The organism is Lacticaseibacillus kribbianus (genome assembly GCF_020180945.1).
Lineage (GTDB): Bacteria > Bacillota > Bacilli > Lactobacillales > Lactobacillaceae > Lacticaseibacillus > Lacticaseibacillus kribbianus.
Genome location: NZ_JAIPUL010000001.1, coordinates 1259880 through 1281728, shown reverse-complemented (window position 1 = coordinate 1281728; position 21849 = coordinate 1259880). Strand labels below are relative to the sequence as shown.

Sequence of the window (21849 nt, the reverse complement as noted above, 5' to 3'; positions counted from 1 at the left end):
ATCCATGTTTTAGATGACCGCCGATAAGGTATCCTTGGATGAAGTTGTGGCACAGAGATGGCACACTTCAAAGTGTTTTCGTTGATTTTCGACGTTTTTAGCTCTGCTGAAACGCCGCTAACTCGCTATTCTTACCTCAACTTATATGAGGGCTTGTTTTCACGTGAAACGGGTCACGTTCGCCTGGACGAATACGGTCTACTGAAGTTGCACCGTCCGTTTTCATCGCAAAAATACTTCGGATAACCCGCATCACAACGCACCGTGAAAGTCGATATTCAAGATTGGCTTTTCACATTCTTTAAGTGGCCTTAAGAAACTTAACGAAATCCCATAAAAGTCGATTGACTTTGAATTGTTATCAATTATGATAGGGATAGACGTTTCATAAAGTTAAACGCATAGACGATTATCGGGGAACGACTACGGATTGGGGAATCCGTAGCCATTTTTAGGGGAGAACTTACATATGCAAAGTCAGCACGTCACCACCGCGCCGGCTGTGCCTGATCCTGAGCTGCACCAGGATGGGCACAGTGCCACGCGTATTAATGTGGACTTATTAGAGCGGCAGTACGGTTACCGCTTCGCCAAGCGCGCCTTCGATATCGTGGCCAGCGCGGCGGGGCTGATCGTGCTGTCGCCTGTTTTCGCGATCCTGGCAATCATGATCAAGCAGGACGACCACGGACCGGTCTTCTTCAGTCAACCACGCGTCGGTCAAGACGGGCGGGAGTTTCGCATGTACAAATTCCGCTCCATGTGCGTCGACGCCGAGGCCCGGCTGAAGGCGCTGCTCGACCGCAACGAGGTCGAAGGCGCGATGTTCAAGATCAAGGACGACCCGCGCGTCACGGAGATCGGCAAGTTCATCCGTCGCACCAGCCTCGATGAGCTGCCGCAGCTCTGGAACGTGCTGTGCGGCGACATGAGCCTGGTCGGGCCGCGCCCGCCGCTGCAGCGGGAGGTCGCCGAGTACACCGAGTACGACATGCAGCGGTTGGCAGTGAAGCCAGGCTGCACCGGCCTGTGGCAGGTCGGGGACCGCAACCATGTTGGCTTCCACGAGATGGTGGAGCTGGACCTCGACTACATCGAGCACCGCGGGGTCTGGAATGACCTGCAGATCGTTGGGCGCACCGTGGCGATCGTGTTCAAGGCGACGGGGATCTGAAGCACGAAGACTGATGGGGGAGGTCTGGATCAGGCGGGCAGCCTGGCCAGGCTTCTTGTTGCATTTGCGGATATTTTTGAAATGGAGTAATTGAATGACCAAGCCTCGACTATTGATCTATGCCCACTACTACACCCCGGACGTCGCCTCGACCGGCCAGCTCCTCCAAGAGCTGGCTGAGGGGATGCGCGACACCTTCGATATCACCGTGATCTGTGTGGTCCCGTCGTACTCCGGCACTGTCGCGCCGGCGTACCAGACGCAGAAGTACTATCGCGAGACGATCAACGGCATCAAGGTTCTGCGCATCCGCGTGCCGGCCTTCAGCAAGCAGAACAAGCGCTCACGCATCCGCAACATCCTCGCCTACTTCTTCGGCGCGATGGCCGCGACCTTCAAGGTGGGGCACCAGGATTACGTCTTCTCCATCTCACAGCCACCGATCCTCGGCGGGCTGCTCGGGGTGTGGGGCAAGTGGGTGCGCCGCGCCAAGTTCATCTATAATATTCAGGACTTCAACCCGGAGCAGACCATGGCCGTGGGCTACAGTCAAAACCGGCTGGTCCTGCGCCTGATGATGGCGCTCGACAAGTTCAGCTGCCGCCAAAGCGACCTCGTGATCACTGTCGGCCGCGACCTGGTGGAGACGCTGCGGGGCCGCTTCAAGCCGGGCAAGGCGCCGAAAGTGGCGATGATCAACAACTGGATCGACGAGCAGGCGATCCGCCCGCTGCCGGCAGACGAGCCGCATGTGGTCGCCTTCAAGCAGCAGTATGGATTAGACGGCAAGTTCATTATCATGTATTCTGGCAACATCGGGTTGTACTACGACCTCGAGAACCTGATCAAGGTGATCGCCAAGTTTCCTGCCGGGACCAAGGCCGCGGATGGTCGCGAGGTGGTCTTCGCCTTCATCGGTGCCGGCTCCGTGTTGCAGACGCTGAAGGACTACGTGGCGGCACACGACATGCAGAACGTGACCTTCATTCCGTACCAGCCCAAAGAAGACCTGATCTACAGCCTCAATGCCGCCGATGTGCACTGGTGCGTCAACGCCAAGGGCATCAAGGGTGTCAGCTGCCCAAGCAAGTTCTACGGCATCGCCGCTGCTGGGAAGCCGGTGCTCGGGGTGCTGGAGCAAGGGGCTGAAGTGGAGCGATTGATCCGCGAACACAATGGCGGCTATCTTGCGACGCCTGGGGATTACACGCAGGTGGCGGAGAACATCACGACGCTACTGGCGCATCCCGCGGAGCTGGCGGAGATGGGGCAACGCAGTCGACAGATGCTGGAGACGGGGCTGACCAAGACGGTCTCGGTTCAGGGCTACCGCGACCAGATCGTCAATCTATAAGTGAGGAGGAGCACACAATGAACAGTAATTGGTTCAAAGGCGTGATGCGTCTGACCAAAGTGAAGATCGGCAAGCGCGTCACGCTCAAGGGTGTGCCCGTGATCTTCAACCAGAAAGGCGCCACGCTGAACATCGGTGACGATGTGATGATCAAGAGCTCATTCCTATCGAACCTGGTCGGGTTGTACTCGCGGACAATCATTGTGACACGGACGGCAAACGCAAGAATCGTAATCGGTAACCACGTCGGGATTTCCGGTGCGACGATTTATGCCCGCGAGGAGATTACAATCGGCGAGGGGACGCTGATTGGCGGGAATGTGAAGATCCTCGATAACGACTTCCATCCCGTTGAGATTGAGGCCAGGCTGGCTAATGATACGCGTAGAATCGGGACGCGCCCGATCCACGTTGGCAAGAACTGCTTCATTGGTTGCAATGCCCTGATCCTCAAGGGTACTGAGTTGGGGGAAGGGTGTGTGGTTGGTGCCGGAACGGTCGTGAGTGGGCAGTTCGAGGCAGGAAGTGTGATTGTGGGGAATCCAGGACGCGTAATCAGGAGTAACGTTAATGAGTAAGAAGAGGGTTTGCTTTCTCGGACAATTTCCACCCCCAATTCACGGGTTATCTAAGGCAATTGCGACTCTATATAATTCTGACTTAAATACCCAATTTGAATTTTCTAAGCTTAGCCTGACGAATAATAGATTTTTTCTACTTAACCTAATAAGGCTCTTGTTCAGCCGCTCTGATCTATACTATCTGACAATCAGCCAAACAAAGATGGGCAATCTGCGCGATCTGATTTTGATGGGGCTGATTTTGATAAAACATAAACCGTGCTTGATTCACCTTCACGGTGGCTACTATCGAAAATTAGTTGATACGGACGTTGACCATTGGCAAAGAGCGTTGAACTATGCGCTAGTGAAGCGGCTGAACGGTGTGATTGTTTTGGGAGAGTCGCTCAAGCCGCTGTTCATGGGAATGATTGACCCACTTAAAATATTTGTCGTTGAGAACTGTGTCGATGATGAATATCGAATGAGTGATGAAGAGCTCAAATGCAAACTTAGTTGCACATCAAAACGTGCGCAGCACATTCTTTATCTCTCAAATATGATTCGCTCCAAAGGCTATCATGATGTTCTAGAGTTAGCTTTACTTGATAGAGATCGAGGAAGCTATGTGTTTGATTTCGCAGGTGCCTTTTTTGATAAGAACGAAAAGATTGAATTTTTTAAATTCATTCAAGATAACAAACTTGAGAGTAGTGTGATGTATCACGGAACCGTATCAGGTGAAACCAAGCGAACTTTACTAAGGAAAGCTACCTTCTTTATCTTACCTACCAGATACCCGAAGGAGGGTCAGCCTATTAGTATACTCGAGGCTATGGGGAATGGGAACGTCATAATTACAACGAATCATGCGGGCATTCCTGATATAGTCGAGGACGGTGTTAATGGAATTGTTCTTCAGGCGGGTTATTCGAAGGAAAGACTTTTGTCGCGTATGAGCAGAGTAGATTTTGAGAAAACGGCAAAAGTGAATTTTGATACAGTATCGCACAACTTTTCAGAGGAAAGGTACGTGAGCAAGGTGCTATCGATTTTTAGCAAGCAATTTACTTGATTCCTTATGGGTGGTCTATGCACGTTAAGGCGAAAACATACGACATGAAGTCTAGTCGGATAGAATTCAAAAAACGACATAGCAGATACTTCGTTTTACGCAGGATAATGGTAGGCGCATCTAGGTACAGGATAGTAAGCATGCATGAGAGCAGAAGGGTGTAGGAGATGAAAATTCTTTATGTTGATACGAGTATCGATGGGCATCATCTGCCTTATATTAAGGCGCTAGCGTATCGCGAAAAAAATCGGTGCAGTGTGGTCATTCCCGAAAGTGTTCCTGAGTTGGCGGGTATAGATCAGTTTGTTGTTCGTGAGAATGTTAGGAGTCTTCGTGGGTATCTTAGCTGGATTGAGTCCGTAAGGAAAATTGCTAAGAACGGTAATTACCAAATCATTCATTTTGTTTATGGCGATGTCATGTACAGATTTTTTGGTCTTGGTTTGGGCCGATTAAGTGATTTTAAACTTATCGCAACTTTCCATCAGATTCGATATTCCTTTTTGAGGAAAGTTAGTATTAAGCGGTTGTTTAAAAAATTGAATATCGGGGTTGTCCACACGAAATCTTTGCGTCTGTACTTAAAACAGTGCGGAATCTCAAACTGTACTGAGGTTACTTATCCAGTATTTGAATCGATTAGTGAGCTCGACGATGAGCAACGTCGTAATATTCGCCATCAATCAAGCATCCAGGATAAAGATAAAGTGCTGCTCGCATTGGGAGGAACTCGATATGACAAGGGACTCGATATACTGTTAGTTGCTCTGCAGAACATAAAAGAAAACTTCACCTTAATAGTTGCGGGTCAAGAGTCGGACATTAAGCGCAAACAAATTGATGAAGAATCTAGTTTATATTCGGATAGCGTAAGGCTACAGCTTCGTTACCTTTCAGAGCACGAGATCTCAGATCTGGTGAATATTGCTGATATAATCGTGCTTCCCTACCGTAAGGTGTTTGATGGAGCCAGTGGCCCGTTAGGTCTTGGGGTACTTGGGATGAATCAGATAATTGGACCAAGTCACGGCAGCTTGGGGCAGATAATAAGAGATAATCATCTGGGCTCCGTCTTCGAAGCGGAGAACAGTGAAAATTTGGCTGAGATACTGGAGCGTGCGCTAAGAACGCCGTTTGAGGCTGATTCAAAATATCTCTCATATCGGGGACGCCTTTCACCAGAAAAATTTGCAGACGCTTATCACAACCTTTTTCGGGAAATGATCAATTAAAGATTGTGAGCCTAAGCAACGAAAGAAAGCCCCGCGTTTTAGAATCAAGTTAGCCACCCTCGCTCCAAAATTCGGGCGATAAAAAAACACCAAGACAAAAGTCCTGTTATCATTGAAGCTACCACACAATCAATGAGAGAAGGATGTCTTGATGCAAGATCAGCTTATCACGTCCCACACCAAAGGTCACCACCTAACATTGCTTGAGCGAGGAGAAATTGCTGCCCTCCACGCCCGCGGCGAGTCTAACCGCCAGATTGCCACGCTCCTTGGCATCAATCGTCAGACCATCGCTAACGAGCTCTCTCGCGGTCAGATCGACCAGGTTAAGAAGGTTAACGGCAAGCTGAGGTACTACCGCGTGTACAGCCCTGAAACAGCACCGATACGCTATCAGGATAACCGCCAACTCAGCCATCGCCCGCGTAAGCTCGAGAAGGTCCAGGACTTCATCGCCTACTTCACGACCCACTTTCGCGAGGATGGGTGGTCACCTGACGCGGCGGTCGGCCGGGCCAAGACTGCGGGGTTGTACTTGCCCGACGAGATGGTCTGCACGGCGACGCTCTACAACTACATTGAGGCGCAACTGTTGGAAGTGAGGAACATCGATTTGCTTGAGAAGACGGGTCGGCGCGTGAAGCACAAGGCCAACCACAAGTTCAAGCGTATGTTGACGGGGCGCAGTATTGACGACAGGCCAAAGCGCGTTGACACTCGCAGAGAGTTCGGTAATTTCGAGCTAGACACCGTGGTCGGTAAACGCAATGGCCAGGAGAGTGTACTGATGACGCTCATTGAGCGCAAGACTCGCTTCCAGTTCGTGCGCCTGATTGATAGCCGTGATGCGGACTCGGTCAACCATGCCATGCGCACAATCGTCAAGGACCATGGTGACGTCATCAAGACCATCACGGCGGACAATGGCTCGGAGTTCGCAGATCTATCGCGCGTACTCGATGGTGTGGCCGACGTCTACTACGCCCATCCATATCGCTCCAGCGAGCGCGGCACCAACGAAGCCCACAACCGAATGCTCCGGCGAGACTTCCCCAAAGGTATGTCTCTGGATACCGTAAGCCCACAGGACGTGGCGGAGTCCGCGCGCAAGATCAACGACCTCCCACGACTCATCCTGAAGTACCAGACCCCCACAGAACGGTTCAATGCCGAATCTAATCGGGTCCGGCGCCGGGCCGCCAAGGCAGCCACCGCCGGCTAACCCACCAACTTCATAGATAACAGGCTGTCACACTCGGGATTGGGCCGGGTGGCTAACTTGTTCTTGCAATTCGCGGATTTAAAAAGTAGCCTCTTTGGTGTATAGATCGGGGTATTGACAGAATATTTCGGGAAGTTTCTAAAAAGCAATATTCTTGCTGCGCATAATGACCTTGAAAAAGGAGGGTAGTCTTGAAAGTATTAATTAACTATGCGAGTGCCGCTTACGAGAAGACTCGTGCGCTCAACTCGTGGACGGGAATCCATGTTGCAGGTTTTGATAAAGTCGTTGAGTATTCGCCGAGTGATATTGATAACGCGTTTTTCGATGAGAATAAAGAGATATTAGAAAAGTCTCGTGGCGCAGGAATGTGGCTTTGGAAACCATACATCATTCTCAAAGAAGCCAGGAAGCTAGATGAAGGAGATCTGTTGTTCTATGCAGACTCAGGGTCTTTTTTTATCAGAAAAATTGACCGGGTAGTTAACATTCTGAAACACGAAGATATCTGGCTTACACGTACTCCCTTAATTGAAAAACAATTTACAAAGAAGGAAACCTTTAGAGAGCTTGGTTGTGAGGGAAGGCGATTTGAAAACACGCCACAGATCATGGCTACTTTTGTAGCGATACGTGTGAACAAACAGTCGATAGATTTCGTAAAATCCTGGCTTGAAAACTGCTGCAATCCACTGGCTCTGTTACCACCTTCCTCGGAAAGCGAGCAGAAAACTGTATTTCTGGCGCATAGAGAGGACCAGTCGATCATTAGCCTTTTGGCAAAGAAACAAGGACTACACACGTTCTCAGATCCAACGCAATATGGCAAGTTGCCGGAGAAGTATTACGACTCTGGACGTGAAATGTGCTATGCAAGTAAACGTGACTATCCTACGATGATTATCCTTCATCGAGGACGGATACCTAAGCTGAGTACGTGTCTGAAGCAATACGTATTAGGAGTACTGCCTAGGAGCATTGGCCTTAAACTTATCAGAAGAGGTTAAGTATATACTATGGGACGAGTAGAAGCGGCGATAAAAGGAAGCGTGACGGGGCTGTCATCTCAACTAATCACGCTGGTTTTAAAGTTTATCGTACGGACCTTCTTAATAAGGAAGCTCGGCGTTGAAGTGATTGGCCTAGATTCAGTCCTTATTGATCTTGTCAGCATGTTATCGTTGGCAGATTTGGGAATAACTACAGCTATGTTGTACCGCTTGTACAGGCCAGTTATCGACAGAGATTTTAAACGTATATCGGAACTTCTTTCGGCGTATAGGACTGTTTTTAGAACTGTTTCGCTGGCTATAATCGTATTCGGAATTATATTGAGCTTTTTTTTACCGATGATCATAGCTCATCCAACAATCGGCTGGGGGAAAGTCTACACCGCATTTTACCTTCAGCTTTTTGCGACTGCAGCATCCTATCTAGTGTCGGAGCAGAGGCTGTTACTTGACGCCGATAAGAAACGTCACTGGAGCATGTTGATGGACTTAGCCGGGTACGTCACGACGGCAATTCTTGAGATTGTCGTACTGATCCTCTTCGCCGACTATATCGGCTATCTAGTTATTGCAGTGCTACAGCCCCTGATTAGCGGGATTGCAATTCACCTTTTGTACAAGAGAAAATATGGTGACTTAGTTACAAAACCAGGTCGCTTAAAGAAGGATATCGTTGCACTATACCAAGACGCAAGAGAAGTCCTTGGAAATAAAATTGCGGGGTACGTATACTCTTCTACAGATAACGTTGTAATTTCTATTTTTCTAGGGGTATCTGTGGTGGGCACTCTTTCGAACTACCGCTACATAACTAATGCACTTAAGGGGCTTATGAACAGTGCGATGAGTGCCGTTCAGCCTCTCGTGGGTAACCTGCTAAACTCAGATTCATCAACTCATCATGTTTTTAAGGTTCTGCAACGTTATACATTCATCCGGTTTAGTATTATCGGGGCGTTTGCGGTTCCGGTAATGGTACTTTCTAGTGACTTTATTCCGATCTGGACTGGAAGTGCCAAGTATGTCCTTCCCTTATGGGTGCCGATTTTGTTGATTGCAGACTTATACTTTGGTAGTTTGTTGGGGCCTTTGGGAGAGTACTTGTTAGGTTTGGGGGAGTTCCGCCTTAGTCGTAGAATATCCGTAATTGCGGCGGTTACTAATCTAGTGATTTCGCTGATACTTGTAACTGTAGTAGGCTATGTGGGCGTCTTGATAGGAACAGTAATAAGTCAACTGATAACTTGGGTTTTAAATATCCGATCATTGTTTAAACGGTTTGGCGATTCTAGAAGTCGCTACTTGCACCGGTACCTGAACAGACAGATTAGGTATGCTGCGATTATAGTCATATGTACAATACTCTGTCGACAGTCACTGAACCTATGGAATCTTAACATTCGTTCGTGGTCAACTCTTATTTTGGCCGGCTTTGGGGTTGAGGTAGTGTACCTCGGAGTTGCCTTCCTTGGAGTTCGGCGGATATCAGAATTTAGATATCTAATTGACGTTTTCAAGAGAATTATCTCAAAAAGATAATGGAGTCAACGTTAGACATTATTTGTGTATACGTTCGAAGGAATTCAGCGCGAGGAGCTTGAAGGATAAAATAAGCCCAACGGACAAGCGACTCTAAGAATTTTTTCACATTTTAGAAACTATAAACGCCACTTGGGAAAACCGTGATTAGGATAATTGAAATGAAATATAGTCTTGTTGTTAAAAAAGATACCTTTTGGTTAGTTATTATTTTTATTTTGATAGGGTTGCAAAACAATGTCTTTGACACCCGTGCGGCCGTTGGAGGAATGGACATGGTTAGTTTGGGGCTTTCCATTTCATTGCTGATGCTAGCGGCAAGATTACTCATGCTCGGAAGGGTTCGTTTGTCGCGAGCTCTGGCACTTTTAATTTTATATTTAGTTTTTCTTGTGCTGTGGGGTGTCGCTTCAGCGAATTCACTATTTCGTATTTTTGTAGACGCAAGACCGCTTCTATTTCTTTTCTCTGGATACATTGTTTTTCAGGGCCTTAGGGTTAACGAGCATACGTTTGAGATGGCTCTGAATCTAAGTGGGCTAATCTGCTCGGTGTTTTATCTAGTTACATATGAACAACAAAGCGCTTTGTTTGGAATTGGGTATAGAAATGTTTCTTTTCCGCTGGTATTTACACTGTCTGCAATTTCGATAACTCTGCTTTCGCAGAATATCGAGAGTCAGTCAGCGATAAGCCGAATATTTGACTGGACGGTCGTTTTTTTAGGATCAACGGCCATAGTAATCTCTCAACAAAGAACCTTGGTGATACCTCTGGTGCTTTGCTTTGTAATTTTTATTCTCAAAAATTTTAAATTCAATCTAAGAAATATTGGCAGAGTATTGCTGCTTACACTATGTGCTTTTGCGGTGTATTCAGTATTTCAAAAAATTGGAGTCATTAGCATTCTGAGAAATCGATTTAGAGTGAGCAGTTTTTTTGCGCAAGATAGCACCTTAATTGTAAGAGGGAATACAACTTCGTCAACCTTCCAGAATCTGAGCTTTTTATCGTGGACTATTGGAACCCCGTTTGGTAGTGCAGCTGATTTAGAGATGTGGATTCCAAACCTAGTGGCAAAGTATGGAATAGTAGGTACGCTAGTAGTCTTCGCAGCGGTTGGAGGTAAAGCACTGAGGCATGTTTTGACTTGCTTAAGGTCCAACTTTACTGAGCTCAATTCATACTTTTTCTCCTTTGTCGTTATTTCAATCGGTGGTTTTATATCCGGATTTGGAGGAAATATCGGGCAGCTATATATAGCGATGAGTATGGCTATGATTGTTAAATCATCCGATAGGTATACGGAGCATCTGTGATGTATGTATGATTGGGAACATGCCAGCAGGTTGGTCTCTAGCGCCGTGTCTACCAGCAAAGTTTTAAACAAATGGGGGATTTGAAATGCTCTTGCTTTAACTCCGCAAAATGCTTTTATATAACCTACAAGTAACAGTCTAGCATTATCGTCGTTGTGCGTAGGAATATTGTACGGTCAATTAGGGAGATATAATGTATAAACACCTCAAGCGTACCAAAGCGCTGTTCATAACGAATTATCCGGCGCCGTATAGAGTTGATTTTTTTAATCTCTTGGGAGAAAAAATTGATCTGACGGTTGCTTTTACGAGCTCTGCCGCTAAACAGAAGCATCGTAATCCCGCGTGGTTTACTGAAAAAAAGCAGGCATTCAGTGCTGTGTATCTGAAAGGGCAAAACGGGAACAGAGTAGGGAGCTCATTGTCTCGTATTATCGGTCTTTTGCGGCAAGATTTTGAGCAGGTTATTGTGGGGACATACTCAAAGCCTAAAGCCATGTTGCTGATTGTGATTATGAAGATGCTCAAGAAACCATATTGGATTGAAACCGATGGTGGAATGAAAAAGTCCGGCCAAGGTTTTCGTGAACAAGTCAAACGATTCCTAATAGGTGGCGCTGTTGGCTACTATAGCCCTTCTTCCGTTTCGGATGACTATCTCTGTTTTTATGGAGCCGATCGATCACAAATTCATCGTTATCGGTTCAGCTCTGTTCACAATACGGACGTGATTTCTCATGGTGTAGCTGCATCCCAGAAGGTGGCGCTACGTAATAACCTTAGGCTTGGAGTAGAACCCCTGGTCATAGGTGTTGGCCAGGTTATTCCTCGTAAAGGATGGGACATCCTTATTAAGGCTCTGGCCAAGATATCCGATCCAGTCCAAGTCGTGATTGTTGGCGGTCAAGCAACTCCAGATTTAGAACAGTTAATTAGCAGTGAGCTTATTGGCAATATTAAGTTCATTCCCTTCTTAGGTAGAGAACAGCTCATAGATTATTATCGCGCTGCGGACATCTTTGTGTTGCCGACGCGCGAGGATATTTGGGGGCTTGTTGTCGGTGAAGCGTTGGCGCAGGGACTGCCGACTGTCACTACCAACAACTGTGGAGCTGGTCTTGAGATGATACGCAATGGGTTCAATGGATATCTTGTGGCTTCCGAGAATACTGATGATTTAGCGACCAAGATTGTGAAGCTCTTAGGGGATGAGGAGCTAAGGCACCGAATGTCAATAAATGCAATTAACGTAGCGCAGGGATACACCATAGAAGCAATGGTCTCGGATCATGTGAACAGTATAAAAGCAGCTACCGCAGAGTTCGACAACTAAAGATACTACAATATACCTAGAATTGATGAGAAGGCGAAGGCTATGCTTGGTATCCCCGTCTAAGAATCTGTTGACTAGCTTTATACCAAGTTGAATATGCTCCGCCTGAATACCCAGGCGTGGGGGTACAAAGTCTGTACTGGCGGGATTACGTGGCGTGGTCGCGCCTAATTGTACTATGCACGGATTGCGCTGCGGGGAAGTCGCGCAGCCGGTTAACCACACTCCGGTACAACTTCTGCATCTCCGTCGGCACCACGATCTCAGCCGCGTCGAGCGCTAGGATCACTTCACGCGCGGTGCCGCTCACACCATCTCAATCAAATTGATATCCTGTAGCAATGCCAGTACGTTAATTGTAGTGATAGCTCAGAGCTGGTCCAAACGCGTTGATATATTAAATGAGGGATTCAGATGGAAAAAGAAACTCTAAATAGGCTTCAAAGTATCGAAACTGAGATGCTCAAGTATGTTCATGATATCTGTGTAGAACATCATCTCCACTATTTTATGGTTGGCGGAACATTGCTCGGAGCAGTGCGGCATTCTGGATTCATACCGTGGGATGACGACATGGATATTGCTTTACCGCGAGATGATTATCAGAAATTAATCACTGTTTTACACAACAAGTCAAGCGCCCAGAACCCATATTGGATTCAGAGCATAGAAACTCAGCCCGATTATTGGTTTCCCTACGCTAAGTTACGAAAAAAGCATACGGTCTTTGCTGAAGATAGTATGAAAAATTATCGTGGCGAGAGTGAAATATTTATAGATATATTTCCCTTGGATCAAGTCCCAAAACAATCTAGTTTTTTTCAAGATTTACAGGCACTTGTCATTAAGGGGTGCGGATCTGTTGTGATTTGGAGACGACTTCATTACGGTAAGCCGCCGCATGAGAGAGGTATTATAGGTAGTGTCTTAAATTTACTTACTACCAATAGCTTAGTCAAAATTCGCGAGAAGGCAATGCGATTTTATAATACTCGTAGTGAGTTGAAATATGTTTCGAATTTAGGAAGTAATTATAATAATAGGCGGCAGACTATGCCCGAGAGTGTCTACGGTAACGGTACTCTTATCAAGTTTGGCTCGTACGAGTTTTATGGTCCTGATGATAGTCAGCAATATCTGAAGCAGCTATTTGGAGACTACCTAAAGCTTCCTCCCAAGGATAAGCGTCAGAATCATAATCCTGTACGTGTTGTTTTTAAATCAGAATCTTAGAAAGCTTGAGGAAAGTGAATTGGCAACACAAGTGATTGGATACACAACAGGGGTTTACGATATGTTTCACGTTGGACATCTGAATATAATTCGTCGTGCAAAGGAGCAGTGTGATTATTTAATTGTAGGGGTTAGCACCGACGAACTTGTAAGGAAAGAGAAGGATAAAACTCCCGTAATCCCACTGACTGAACGAATGGAGATCGTCAGTGCAATTCGTTACGTTGATGAAGTGGTAGTTCAACCGGACAAGGACAAACTCTCTGCCTGGAAAAGATTACACTTTAGTAAAATGTTTGTTGGATCTGACTGGGAAAATACACCTCAGTGGAAAATATATGAGAAGCAACTAGCCCCTAAAGGGGTTGAGATTGTATATCTACCTCATACTGATGGAATTTCAAGTACAAAACTTACAGGCGTGATCAAATCAATTTTGGACGAACATCCGAATAAATAGATCTCGGACATTTGTTTCTAGGGAATTATCAACTATGGCGTGTCTTTAAACTCAAAATTGTACGTGATTTGGCCTTAGTTGATATGCTGGGATAGACGAGTGATTTTCATGATCCCCCCGGTAGGAACTTACTGATGCGGAATGAGCTCAAATTATATCCCTGTTTCCTGCAAATACAGCTGGCAGACCAACAATTCTGGATCATCGAGTAGTTCTAAATGCGATCTTGTGGCTGGGGGTGCACTGGCGAGCGGTGACACGATTTTCCTGTGCGATTTGAGTGTTGGAAGTTGATTTGCACCCGAACCACGAAGAATCTTGAATCAGCTCTTGAAGATTGTGAGATTGACGTTAGATACTTTGCCGGCGATGGGTATCTAAAAATGGGACAGTAAAAAAGGCAAAGAAACTTTCAGATGGTGAAAAATCATTATTACTCTCTGTTATCGGAGTAGCAAAGTTATAGACACAGAAGAACTGATGCCGGATGTTTGAAATATCTTGATTTGCGTAAAGGAGCAAAATATGAATACTAGAATTACTAGAATTAAACACCAATCGCTGATGAAATACTTGCTTGAAGATGTATCCAACAAGAACCTACTCCACGCGTACTATAGTTCGAAAGGGCAGCAGGCGGTTATTCTGTATAGACTTTCGCGGTATGCACAGTTAAGAGGATTCGATAAAATATCCATACTGATACGAAGCCATAGTATTCGAGTGACGGGAGCAGATATTTCGCCAAAAGCAAAGATTGAATCAGGGTTTAAACTCGGACATAGTGTTGGTGTAGTCATAGGTCCGAATGCGATTATAGGTCATAATTGCTTTCTTCAGTCAGGTGTAACAATCGGCGCAAGGAAACGTTCCTTAAATGATTCAAATGTCGTTATAAAAAACGATGTGGAAATAGGATCGGGTGCAAAAATCATTGGAAACCTAGTAATTGGTTCAAACGCAAAAGTTGGAGCCAATTGCGTCGTGCTTTCCGACATCCCAGATGGGGCTACAGCAGTAGGAATACCATCGAGAATAGTTCATCCTTAAATATTAATAACAATGTCATCGCGAGTGAATTATGTACTATTTGAAGCTACTAAGGTTCCCATGTCTCAAGACTATATTTTTTCTGACGGAAAATCGCCAGGAACCGCGGTCAGCGTATTTTAATGGCTCTATGGTTTCCTGGAAACGCTCTTTAAGAATCCGTGGATGACATTTGCGCCAATTTGTGCAAATTATTCGTCGCCGATACACTTATTGCCATGGTAGTGGCTGGTGAATAATTTATCCAAGTTATTTGTAACGCTTTGCTGACCCGTTATCGTTGTCTAATAAATGAATGGGAATTACGGGATATCCGCGATTATCCATGCAGTTTATGAAAACCTATCGGAGGCGTTACTCATGGTTTATCGACAAACCGTCACTCAACTCTCAGTCGAATCCTTTGGCACTGCTCTAAGCACCGTGCTCAGAGCTGATAACAAGTGGGTTCAGTTAGCTGATCAGATGCCCTGGGCTAAATTGAGTGAAGCAACCCAATTGGCCTCTCCCTCCAAGCTTGGTCGGGCTGGCAAGCCAGTTCGTCTCCTACATGGTGCTGAGCTGGTTAAACAACGCACTGGATTGTCTGATTGGATGGTAGTCGCTGCAATTCGAAATACCCCCGCGTATCAGTATTTCATCGGGACGCGAATTGCAAGAACAAGTTAGCCACCCGGCCCAATCCCGAGTGTGACAGCCTGTTATCTATGAAGTTGGTGGGTTAGCCGGCGGTGGCTGCCTTGGCGGCCCGGCGCCGGACCCGATTAGATTCGGCATTGAACCGTTCTGTGGGGGTCTGGTACTTCAGGATGAGTCGTGGGAGGTCGTTGATCTTGCGCGCGGACTCCGCCACGTCCTGTGGGCTTACGGTATCCAGAGACATACCTTTGGGGAAGTCTCGCCGGAGCATTCGGTTGTGGGCTTCGTTGGTGCCGCGCTCGCTGGAGCGATATGGATGGGCGTAGTAGACGTCGGCCACACCATCGAGTACGCGCGATAGATCTGCGAACTCCGAGCCATTGTCCGCCGTGATGGTCTTGATGACGTCACCATGGTCCTTGACGATTGTGCGCATGGCATGGTTGACCGAGTCCGCATCACGGCTATCAATCAGGCGCACGAACTGGAAGCGAGTCTTGCGCTCAATGAGCGTCATCAGTACACTCTCCTGGCCATTGCGTTTACCGACCACGGTGTCTAGCTCGAAATTACCGAACTCTCTGCGAGTGTCAACGCGCTTTGGCCTGTCGTCAATACTGCGCCCCGTCAACATACGCTTGAACTTGTGGTTGGCCTTGTGCTTCACGCGCCGACCCGTCTTCTCAAGCAAATCGATGTTCCTCACTTCCAACAGTTGCGCCTCAATGTAGTTGTAGAGCGTCGCCGTGCAGACCATCTCGTCGGGCAAGTACAACCCCGCAGTCTTGGCCCGGCCGACCGCCGCGTCAGGTGACCACCCATCCTCGCGAAAGTGGGTCGTGAAGTAGGCGATGAAGTCCTGGACCTTCTCGAGCTTACGCGGGCGATGGCTGAGTTGGCGGTTATCCTGATAGCGTATCGGTGCTGTTTCAGGGCTGTACACGCGGTAGTACCTCAGCTTGCCGTTAACCTTCTTAACCTGGTCGATCTGACCGCGAGAGAGCTCGTTAGCGATGGTCTGACGATTGATGCCAAGGAGCGTGGCAATCTGGCGGTTAGACTCGCCGCGGGCGTGGAGGGCAGCAATTTCTCCTCGCTCAAGCAATGTTAGGTGGTGACCTTTGGTGTGGGACGTGATAAGCTGATCTTGCATCAAGACATCCTTCTCTCATTGATTGTGTGGTAGCTTCAATGATAACAGGACTTTTGTCTTGGTGTTTTTTTATCGCCCGAATTTTGGAGCGAGGGTGGCTAACTTGATTCTAAAACGCGGGGAAAGTTTTTAAACCAGCTAAACAAGTATGACATCGTCCAATTTATCGGTGCCTTAGGGGACGGCCTAGCGAAGTTGGCTGACAAAGATCGTGTAGAAGACCAAGTACGAGTGCCAAACAAGGATAGCAATTGGCAATTACTTGAAGAATTGCATGATCTGAAATTGGTTGGCAAACCAAGCGAGCGCACGACGCAGAATCTCATTGTGGTAACACGGTTGAAGACGTTGAAAGAGATTCTGGCAGGCACTTACTGAGATAAAGCGGCAGAAAATTTTGACGATAATTCTGAAAGAATAATAAATATTAATGTGCTACACAGATAACCAGCATTGGAGGAAAAGAAGTATGACATTAGACTACAGCACGCCGTCAAAAGTTCGGGAAACGCTCGACTTCCTCAAGACGGCTGCAGATTCATGGTTACTCGAGAATCAAGGAATGATTATCTATCAAGCGACTACCTTAACGAAAGAAGGGGTCGCTAGTGTGAAGAAAGATGGTATTAGGAACGCTACTGGCGTTATGCAACAGCCCGGACTTTCCACGTTTCTTAAACGTCATGGGGTAGCGATAGACACCGTGAATCTAGTTGTAGACGTAGATGGACATAAATATGAGCTCTCCAATTACTCAGAGCGGTCCGCAACAAATCTGAAGGTACAGTTTGGGGCTGATTATGGACAAATCTGGGGGTTCGCTTCTCCGTGTCCTAAGGATCAATTTAGTTATAATGGGACCATTACGAAATGGCCGGAGTTGATTGGTCGTATCTGCGATTTCCTCGGAGATGTCCACTTGCCCGAGAAAGTAAGTGAATTAGAGAATGATTGGTGCAAAGAAAGTACGTTTTATTGGCTGAGGGCAGAGGTCTCGCTGATGGACATTGAAGAGCTCAAGGACGAGTTCACAGAAATGACAGGAGCTAATCTTGTCAGTTTCGGGGAAGCTATACGGGCAGATGTCGACCAGGATACTCCAAGTAAACTAAATTGCGAGCGTGGGATGGTCAAGTTGAAGCGGAGGGTTGATCGTTTGAATCCTGGTCACGTCAAATTCTTTGATGGGGATCTGCAGGAAATGGAGAACGAGGCTCTCAAATAGGGATGATGGCCGCCTCGAGTCCCTTTACCATCTCTTCCGATACTCCCGCCCCGACACCCCTTCGACCTGCCGAAACACCCGGGCGAAGTACTCAGTGGAACTGAATCCGCACGCCAAGCCGATCGCTTCGATCGGCTTTTTTGTGAACCGCAGAAGTTGCTTGGCGTGGGTGATGCGCACCTCCAGCAGGTACTGGTTGATCGACTGGCCATAGGTGGCCTTGAAGAGGCGGGTGAGGTAGTACTTGTTGATGTAGAAGGTCTGGGCGAGCTGGTCGAGGGTGATCTTCTCGGCGTAGTGGGCGTCGAGGTAGTCGCGCACGGCGGTGAGCTGGCGCTGCTTGGTGGTCTGCTGGCGGTGCTCGGGGTGCCAGCTCTCGGCCAGCAGCTGGGTCATGAGGTCGGCGAGGCGGGCGTTGATGGCCATGTCGCGGACGTAGGAATCGCTGCGGGCGGTGGCGTTGAGCGCGGCCCAGCAGTCGGCGAGCGCCTGTGGCTCGCGGGGGCGAAAGACCGGGGTGCCGCCGCGCGCGCAGTATTTTTCCTCGATGCTGGGCATGGTGCGGCCGTTGAAGTGGCACCAGTTCAGCGCCCAGAGGTCGTGGGAACTCTCGTGGTAGTAGGGGTGGCGGCAGTCGATGAAGACGCAGTCGCCGGCGGTCAGCGCGTAGGTCTTGCCGTCGTAGGCGAGGGTGCCGGAGCCGGCGGTAACAGTGAAGAAGAGGTAGGAGGCGAGGTCCTCGCGCTGGGAGCGGTGCGGCTTCTGGGCGCGCAGACTACCGATCTCCTGGAGGTAGAGCAGGCTGGCCTTGGCGAATTCAGACGGCGTGTAGAGTAGCCGGTCGGCGTTGACGAGGTCGCCGTGAAAAAGGGTGGGGGTCTGCTCAGTCATTGTCGTTGGCCTCGATCATCTGGCTGATGGCGCGGTCGAAGTCGGATCGGATGCGCTGGTGCTGGTTGAAGGCGGCGTATTCCGAAGCGGCCTTGGCCTGCGCCGCCTGCATGGAGACGCTGCCGTTGTCGGGCAGGATGGCATACTCGCGGAAGGACAAGAAGCGGTCGATGCTGGCGGCGAATTCCCGCATGGTGAACTGGGTGCGCCGCGCAATTAGGTCTTCGATGTAGTCGAAGTAGCCGGTCACGTTGCGCTCCAGTGCCTTGATCTGGGTGGCGGAGAGGTAGTTCTTGGCCACCATCGCGTCGCGCTTGAGTACGCGGCCATCCGGGGCGTTCTGCCAGGTGGTCAGCCCCATGTGCGGCTGATCGCGGTCGGCGCGGTGGTAGATGATCTCCGCGGCGGTCTGGCCGGTGATGGCGTAGTGGAACTTGTTCTGCACGGTCGCGTAGAATTGCTGGGTGACGGGGCTGTTCTTGTCATAATCGGCACTGATCTCGGCAAAAATATCCGTGAGCTTCTGCCAGATCCGGCGTTCGCTGGCGCGGATCGAGCGGACGCGCTCGAGCAGCTCGTCGAAGTAGTCCTGGCCCAGCAGCGTGCTGCCCTGCTTGAGCCGCTCATCGTCCAGCACGAAGCCCTTGATCATGAAGTCCTTCAGGGTGGTGGTCGCCCATTGGCGGAAGTGGGTCGCCTGCACGGAGTTGACGCGGTAGCCGACGGAGATGATCGCGTCGAGGTTGTAGTAGGTGGTCTCGCGGGTGACGGTGCGGTGGCCTTCTGTGCTGGTGAGCGCGAACGTGTGGGTCACCGCCGCCTGGTCGAGCTCCCCGCAGTCGAAGATGTTCTTGAGGTGCCGGTTGATGGTCGGGATCGTGACGTCGAAGAGTTGGGCCAGCGCGCGCTGGCTTGCCCACAGCGTGTCCGCGTGCACGAGCACCTGAATGCTGGCTCGTGCGTGCGGGGTCTGGTAGAGGACGAAGTTGGTCTGCTCAGTCATGAGACACGGTCCTTTCTGGCGTGAAACGCCGGTGCGACGGGGTTTTGAACTATTACATAAAGCGTAATAGTTCAATGGGTGAACGAATTGAGCCAGACTGCGACCACCGGTGGTAGGGTGCGTGGGTCGCTGCCGTCGCCACTTAAGCAGGCGACGCAAGCCCACTGATGGCAGCCCGACATGCTTAGTCAATATTATACAGCTTTTGGCCAATATCGCCCAACTATCCCCGCCAATTGGCTGGCATAATAAGATAGATAATTCATAAAAGGGGACAGAATCCATGACCAAGACTGCACTGATCACCGGGATCACCGGCCAAGACGGCTCGTACCTGGCGGAATTCCTGCTGGAGAAGGGCTACGAAGTCCACGGTATCCACCGGCGCTCGTCGATCTCGAACACCGGCCGCATCGACCACCTGATCGAGGCCGGCACCATCACGCTTCACGACGGCGACCTGTCCGATTCGTCCGGCCTGATCCGGATCATCGGTGAGGTGCGGCCGGATGAGATCTACAACCTCGCCGCCCAGTCGCATGTGCAGGTGTCCTTCGACGTGCCGGAGTACTCCGGGGATGTCGACGCGCTGGGCGTGCTGCGCATCCTGGAGGCGGTGCGGATCTGCAAGCTGGAACAGCATACCCGGATCTACCAGGCCTCCACGTCCGAACTTTACGGCAAGGTCGAGGAAGTGCCGCAGCGCGAGACGACGCCGTTCCACCCGTACAGCCCGTACGCGGTGGCCAAGCAGTACGGCTTCTGGATCGTCAAGGAGTATCGCGACGCGTACAACATGTTCGCGGTCAACGGCATCCTGTTCAACCACGAGTCCGAGCGGCGCGGGGAGAATTTTGTCACCCGCAAGATCACGCTGGCAGCCGGCCGCATCGCGGAAGGCCTGCAGGACCACCTGGAGCTGGGCAACATGGATTCCCTGCGCGACTGGGGCTATGCCAAGGACTATGTGGAGTGCATGTGGCTGATCATGCAGCAGGCCACGCCGGATGATTTTGTCATCGCGACGGGCGAGCAGCACACGGTGCGCGACTTCACGGAGAAGGCCTTCGCGGCGAACGGCATGACCGTGCGCTGGGAAGGTACCGGCGTGGCCGAGAAGGGCTACGACGCCGCCACCGGCAAGCTGCTGGTCGCGGTCAACCCGCAGTGGTTCCGCCCGACGGATGTCGACAACCTCTGGGGCGACCCGACGAAGGCCCGCACCGTGCTGGGCTGGGATCCGCAGAAGACGAGCTACCAGGAGCTGGTCGAGATCATGGCCAAGCACGACCGCCAGCTGGCCAAGCGCGAGGCGGCCTTCCGCGCCATTGACGAACAGTGATCACACAGAAAGAAGCGAATTGAACTCATGATGGAAAAAGATGCCAAGATCTATGTTGCCGGTCACCGCGGGATGGTGGGCTCCGCGATCGTGCGCGAGCTGAAGCGCCAGGGGTACACGAACCTGATCACCCGCACGCACGCGGAGCTGGACCTGCAGCGGCAGGCCGATGTTGAAGCCTTCTTCGCCGCCGAGAAGCCCGATTACGTTTTTCTCGCCGCGGCTAAGGTCGGCGGGATCGTCGCCAACCAAGAGGCGCTGGCGGACTTCATGTACGACAACATGATCATGCAGATGAACGTGATCCACGAAGCCTGGGCCAACGGGGTCAAGAAGCTCGAATTCCTCGGCTCCAGCTGCATCTACCCGCGCCTGGCGCCGCAGCCGATCCAGGAAAGCTCGCTGCTGACCAGCGCGCTGGAGGAGACCAACGAGGCGTACGCCCTGGCCAAGATCTCCGGGCTGAAGTACTGCGAGTACCTCAACCGCCAGTACGGCACGGACTACATCTCCGTGATGCCGACCAACCTCTACGGCCCGAACGACAACTACCACCCGACGCACAGCCACGTGCTGCCGGCGCTGATCCGCCGCTTCCACGAGGCCAAGCAGCAGGGCCTCGACACCGTCACCTGCTGGGGCGACGGCAGCCCGCTGCGTGAATTCATGTACGTCGACGACCTCGCCAACCTCTGCGTGTTCCTGATGAACAATTACAGTGGCAACGAGACGGTCAACGCCGGCACTGGCAAGGAGCTGACCATCAAGGCCCTGACGGAAAAAGTGGCCGAGATCATCGGCTACACCGGCAAGATCGAGTGGGACACCAGCAAGCCGAACGGCACCCCGCGCAAGCTACTCGACGTCTCCAAGGCCGCCGACCTCGGCTGGACCTACCAGACCGAGCTCGACGACGGCATCCGCTTAGCCTACCAGGACTTCTTGGCCAACCCGATGCGGGCGGAACGGTAGCCCAGAGCGGAAGCGCACGGGCTTAGGGGAACAGGTAGCCTAGCCGAGGCGTTGAGCCCCGGG

19 protein-coding genes and 1 pseudogene are annotated in these 21849 nt (G+C 50.0%); 17 read left to right on the top strand and 3 right to left on the bottom strand.

Going from position 1 to position 21849, the window contains the following annotated elements:
- The first annotated feature begins 469 nt into the window (after nt 1–469).
- The 14 genes and pseudogenes from LE416_RS06185 to LE416_RS06120 all read left to right on the top strand — a co-directional run.
- Nucleotides 470–1174 (top strand): sugar transferase, encoded by a 705-nt coding sequence (locus LE416_RS06185; RefSeq protein WP_225047594.1) that lies wholly within the window; start codon nt 470–472, stop codon nt 1172–1174.
- Nucleotides 1175–1268: 94 nt separating this feature from the next.
- The gene (locus LE416_RS06180; RefSeq protein ID WP_225047593.1) at nt 1269–2528 is read left to right on the top strand and encodes a glycosyltransferase family 4 protein; all 1260 of its coding nucleotides are present in this window, start codon (nt 1269–1271) and stop codon (nt 2526–2528) included.
- Nucleotides 2529–2545: 17 nt separating this feature from the next.
- On the top strand, nt 2546–3106 hold the full coding sequence (locus LE416_RS06175) for an acyltransferase (protein ID WP_225047592.1): 561 nt from the start codon (nt 2546–2548) through the stop codon (nt 3104–3106).
- Nucleotides 3099–4163 carry a glycosyltransferase family 4 protein gene (locus LE416_RS06170; protein WP_225047591.1) on the top strand — a complete coding sequence of 355 codons (1065 nt, stop codon included), beginning with the start codon at nt 3099–3101 and terminating at the stop codon, nt 4161–4163. The genes LE416_RS06175 and LE416_RS06170 overlap by 8 nt, the downstream gene beginning before the upstream one ends.
- Before the next feature lie 167 nt (nt 4164–4330).
- Entirely contained in the window at nt 4331–5395 is a 1065-nt protein-coding gene (locus tag LE416_RS06165) for a glycosyltransferase family 4 protein (RefSeq protein WP_225047590.1), read from the top strand.
- Nucleotides 5396–5546: 151 nt separating this feature from the next.
- Nucleotides 5547–6617, top strand: coding sequence for an IS30 family transposase (locus LE416_RS06160; protein ID WP_225047582.1), 1071 nt, complete (start codon nt 5547–5549; stop codon nt 6615–6617).
- A 191-nt stretch (nt 6618–6808) separates the two neighbouring features.
- Nucleotides 6809–7624 (top strand): hypothetical protein, encoded by an 816-nt coding sequence (locus LE416_RS06155; protein WP_225047589.1) that lies wholly within the window; start codon nt 6809–6811, stop codon nt 7622–7624.
- Between the two features lie 9 nt (nt 7625–7633).
- On the top strand, nt 7634–9166 hold the full coding sequence (locus LE416_RS06150) for an oligosaccharide flippase family protein (protein WP_225047588.1): 1533 nt from the start codon (nt 7634–7636) through the stop codon (nt 9164–9166).
- A gap of 161 nt (nt 9167–9327) precedes the next feature.
- A complete protein-coding gene (locus tag LE416_RS06145) occupies nt 9328–10485 on the top strand; it encodes a hypothetical protein (RefSeq protein ID WP_225047587.1) in 1158 nt (385 codons plus the stop codon).
- A gap of 193 nt (nt 10486–10678) precedes the next feature.
- On the top strand, nt 10679–11818 hold the full coding sequence (locus LE416_RS06140; RefSeq protein WP_225047586.1) for a glycosyltransferase family 4 protein: 1140 nt from the start codon (nt 10679–10681) through the stop codon (nt 11816–11818).
- A 414-nt stretch (nt 11819–12232) separates the two neighbouring features.
- Nucleotides 12233–13051 (top strand): LicD family protein, encoded by an 819-nt coding sequence (locus tag LE416_RS06135; protein ID WP_225047585.1) that lies wholly within the window; start codon nt 12233–12235, stop codon nt 13049–13051.
- A gap of 19 nt (nt 13052–13070) precedes the next feature.
- Complete coding sequence (locus LE416_RS06130; RefSeq protein WP_225047584.1) at nt 13071–13511, top strand: FAD synthase family protein; 441 nt, start codon at nt 13071–13073, stop codon at nt 13509–13511.
- A 525-nt stretch (nt 13512–14036) separates the two neighbouring features.
- Nucleotides 14037–14561 carry a serine O-acetyltransferase gene (locus tag LE416_RS06125; RefSeq protein ID WP_225047583.1) on the top strand — a complete coding sequence of 175 codons (525 nt, stop codon included), beginning with the start codon at nt 14037–14039 and terminating at the stop codon, nt 14559–14561.
- Nucleotides 14562–14921: 360 nt separating this feature from the next.
- Nucleotides 14922–15206 (top strand): annotated as a pseudogene (locus LE416_RS06120) (transposase); the annotation flags it as partial.
- Between the two features lie 76 nt (nt 15207–15282).
- Here the strand turns inward: LE416_RS06120 and LE416_RS06115 are convergent.
- Nucleotides 15283–16353, bottom strand: coding sequence for an IS30 family transposase (locus tag LE416_RS06115; protein WP_225047582.1), 1071 nt, complete (start codon nt 16351–16353; stop codon nt 15283–15285).
- Nucleotides 16354–16822: 469 nt separating this feature from the next.
- Between LE416_RS06115 and LE416_RS06110 the strand changes: the two genes are divergently transcribed.
- Nucleotides 16823–17578, top strand: a complete 756-nt coding sequence (locus LE416_RS06110; RefSeq protein ID WP_225047581.1) for a hypothetical protein — start codon at nt 16823–16825, stop codon at nt 17576–17578.
- Between the two features lie 24 nt (nt 17579–17602).
- Here the strand turns inward: LE416_RS06110 and LE416_RS06105 are convergent, their stop codons facing one another.
- Nucleotides 17603–18469 carry an AraC family transcriptional regulator gene (locus LE416_RS06105; protein WP_225047580.1) on the bottom strand — a complete coding sequence of 289 codons (867 nt, stop codon included), beginning with the start codon at nt 18467–18469 and terminating at the stop codon, nt 17603–17605.
- On the bottom strand, nt 18462–19472 hold the full coding sequence (locus LE416_RS06100) for a virulence RhuM family protein (RefSeq protein ID WP_225047579.1): 1011 nt from the start codon (nt 19470–19472) through the stop codon (nt 18462–18464). The genes LE416_RS06105 and LE416_RS06100 overlap by 8 nt, the downstream gene beginning before the upstream one ends.
- A 283-nt stretch (nt 19473–19755) precedes the next feature.
- Between LE416_RS06100 and gmd the strand changes: the two genes are divergently transcribed.
- Both gmd and LE416_RS06090 read left to right on the top strand, forming a co-directional pair.
- Complete coding sequence (gene gmd / locus LE416_RS06095) at nt 19756–20814, top strand: GDP-mannose 4,6-dehydratase (protein ID WP_225047578.1); 1059 nt, start codon at nt 19756–19758, stop codon at nt 20812–20814.
- Nucleotides 20815–20841: 27 nt separating this feature from the next.
- Entirely contained in the window at nt 20842–21786 is a 945-nt protein-coding gene (locus LE416_RS06090) for a GDP-L-fucose synthase family protein (protein ID WP_257793754.1), read from the top strand.
- Nucleotides 21787–21849: the final 63 nt, after the last annotated feature.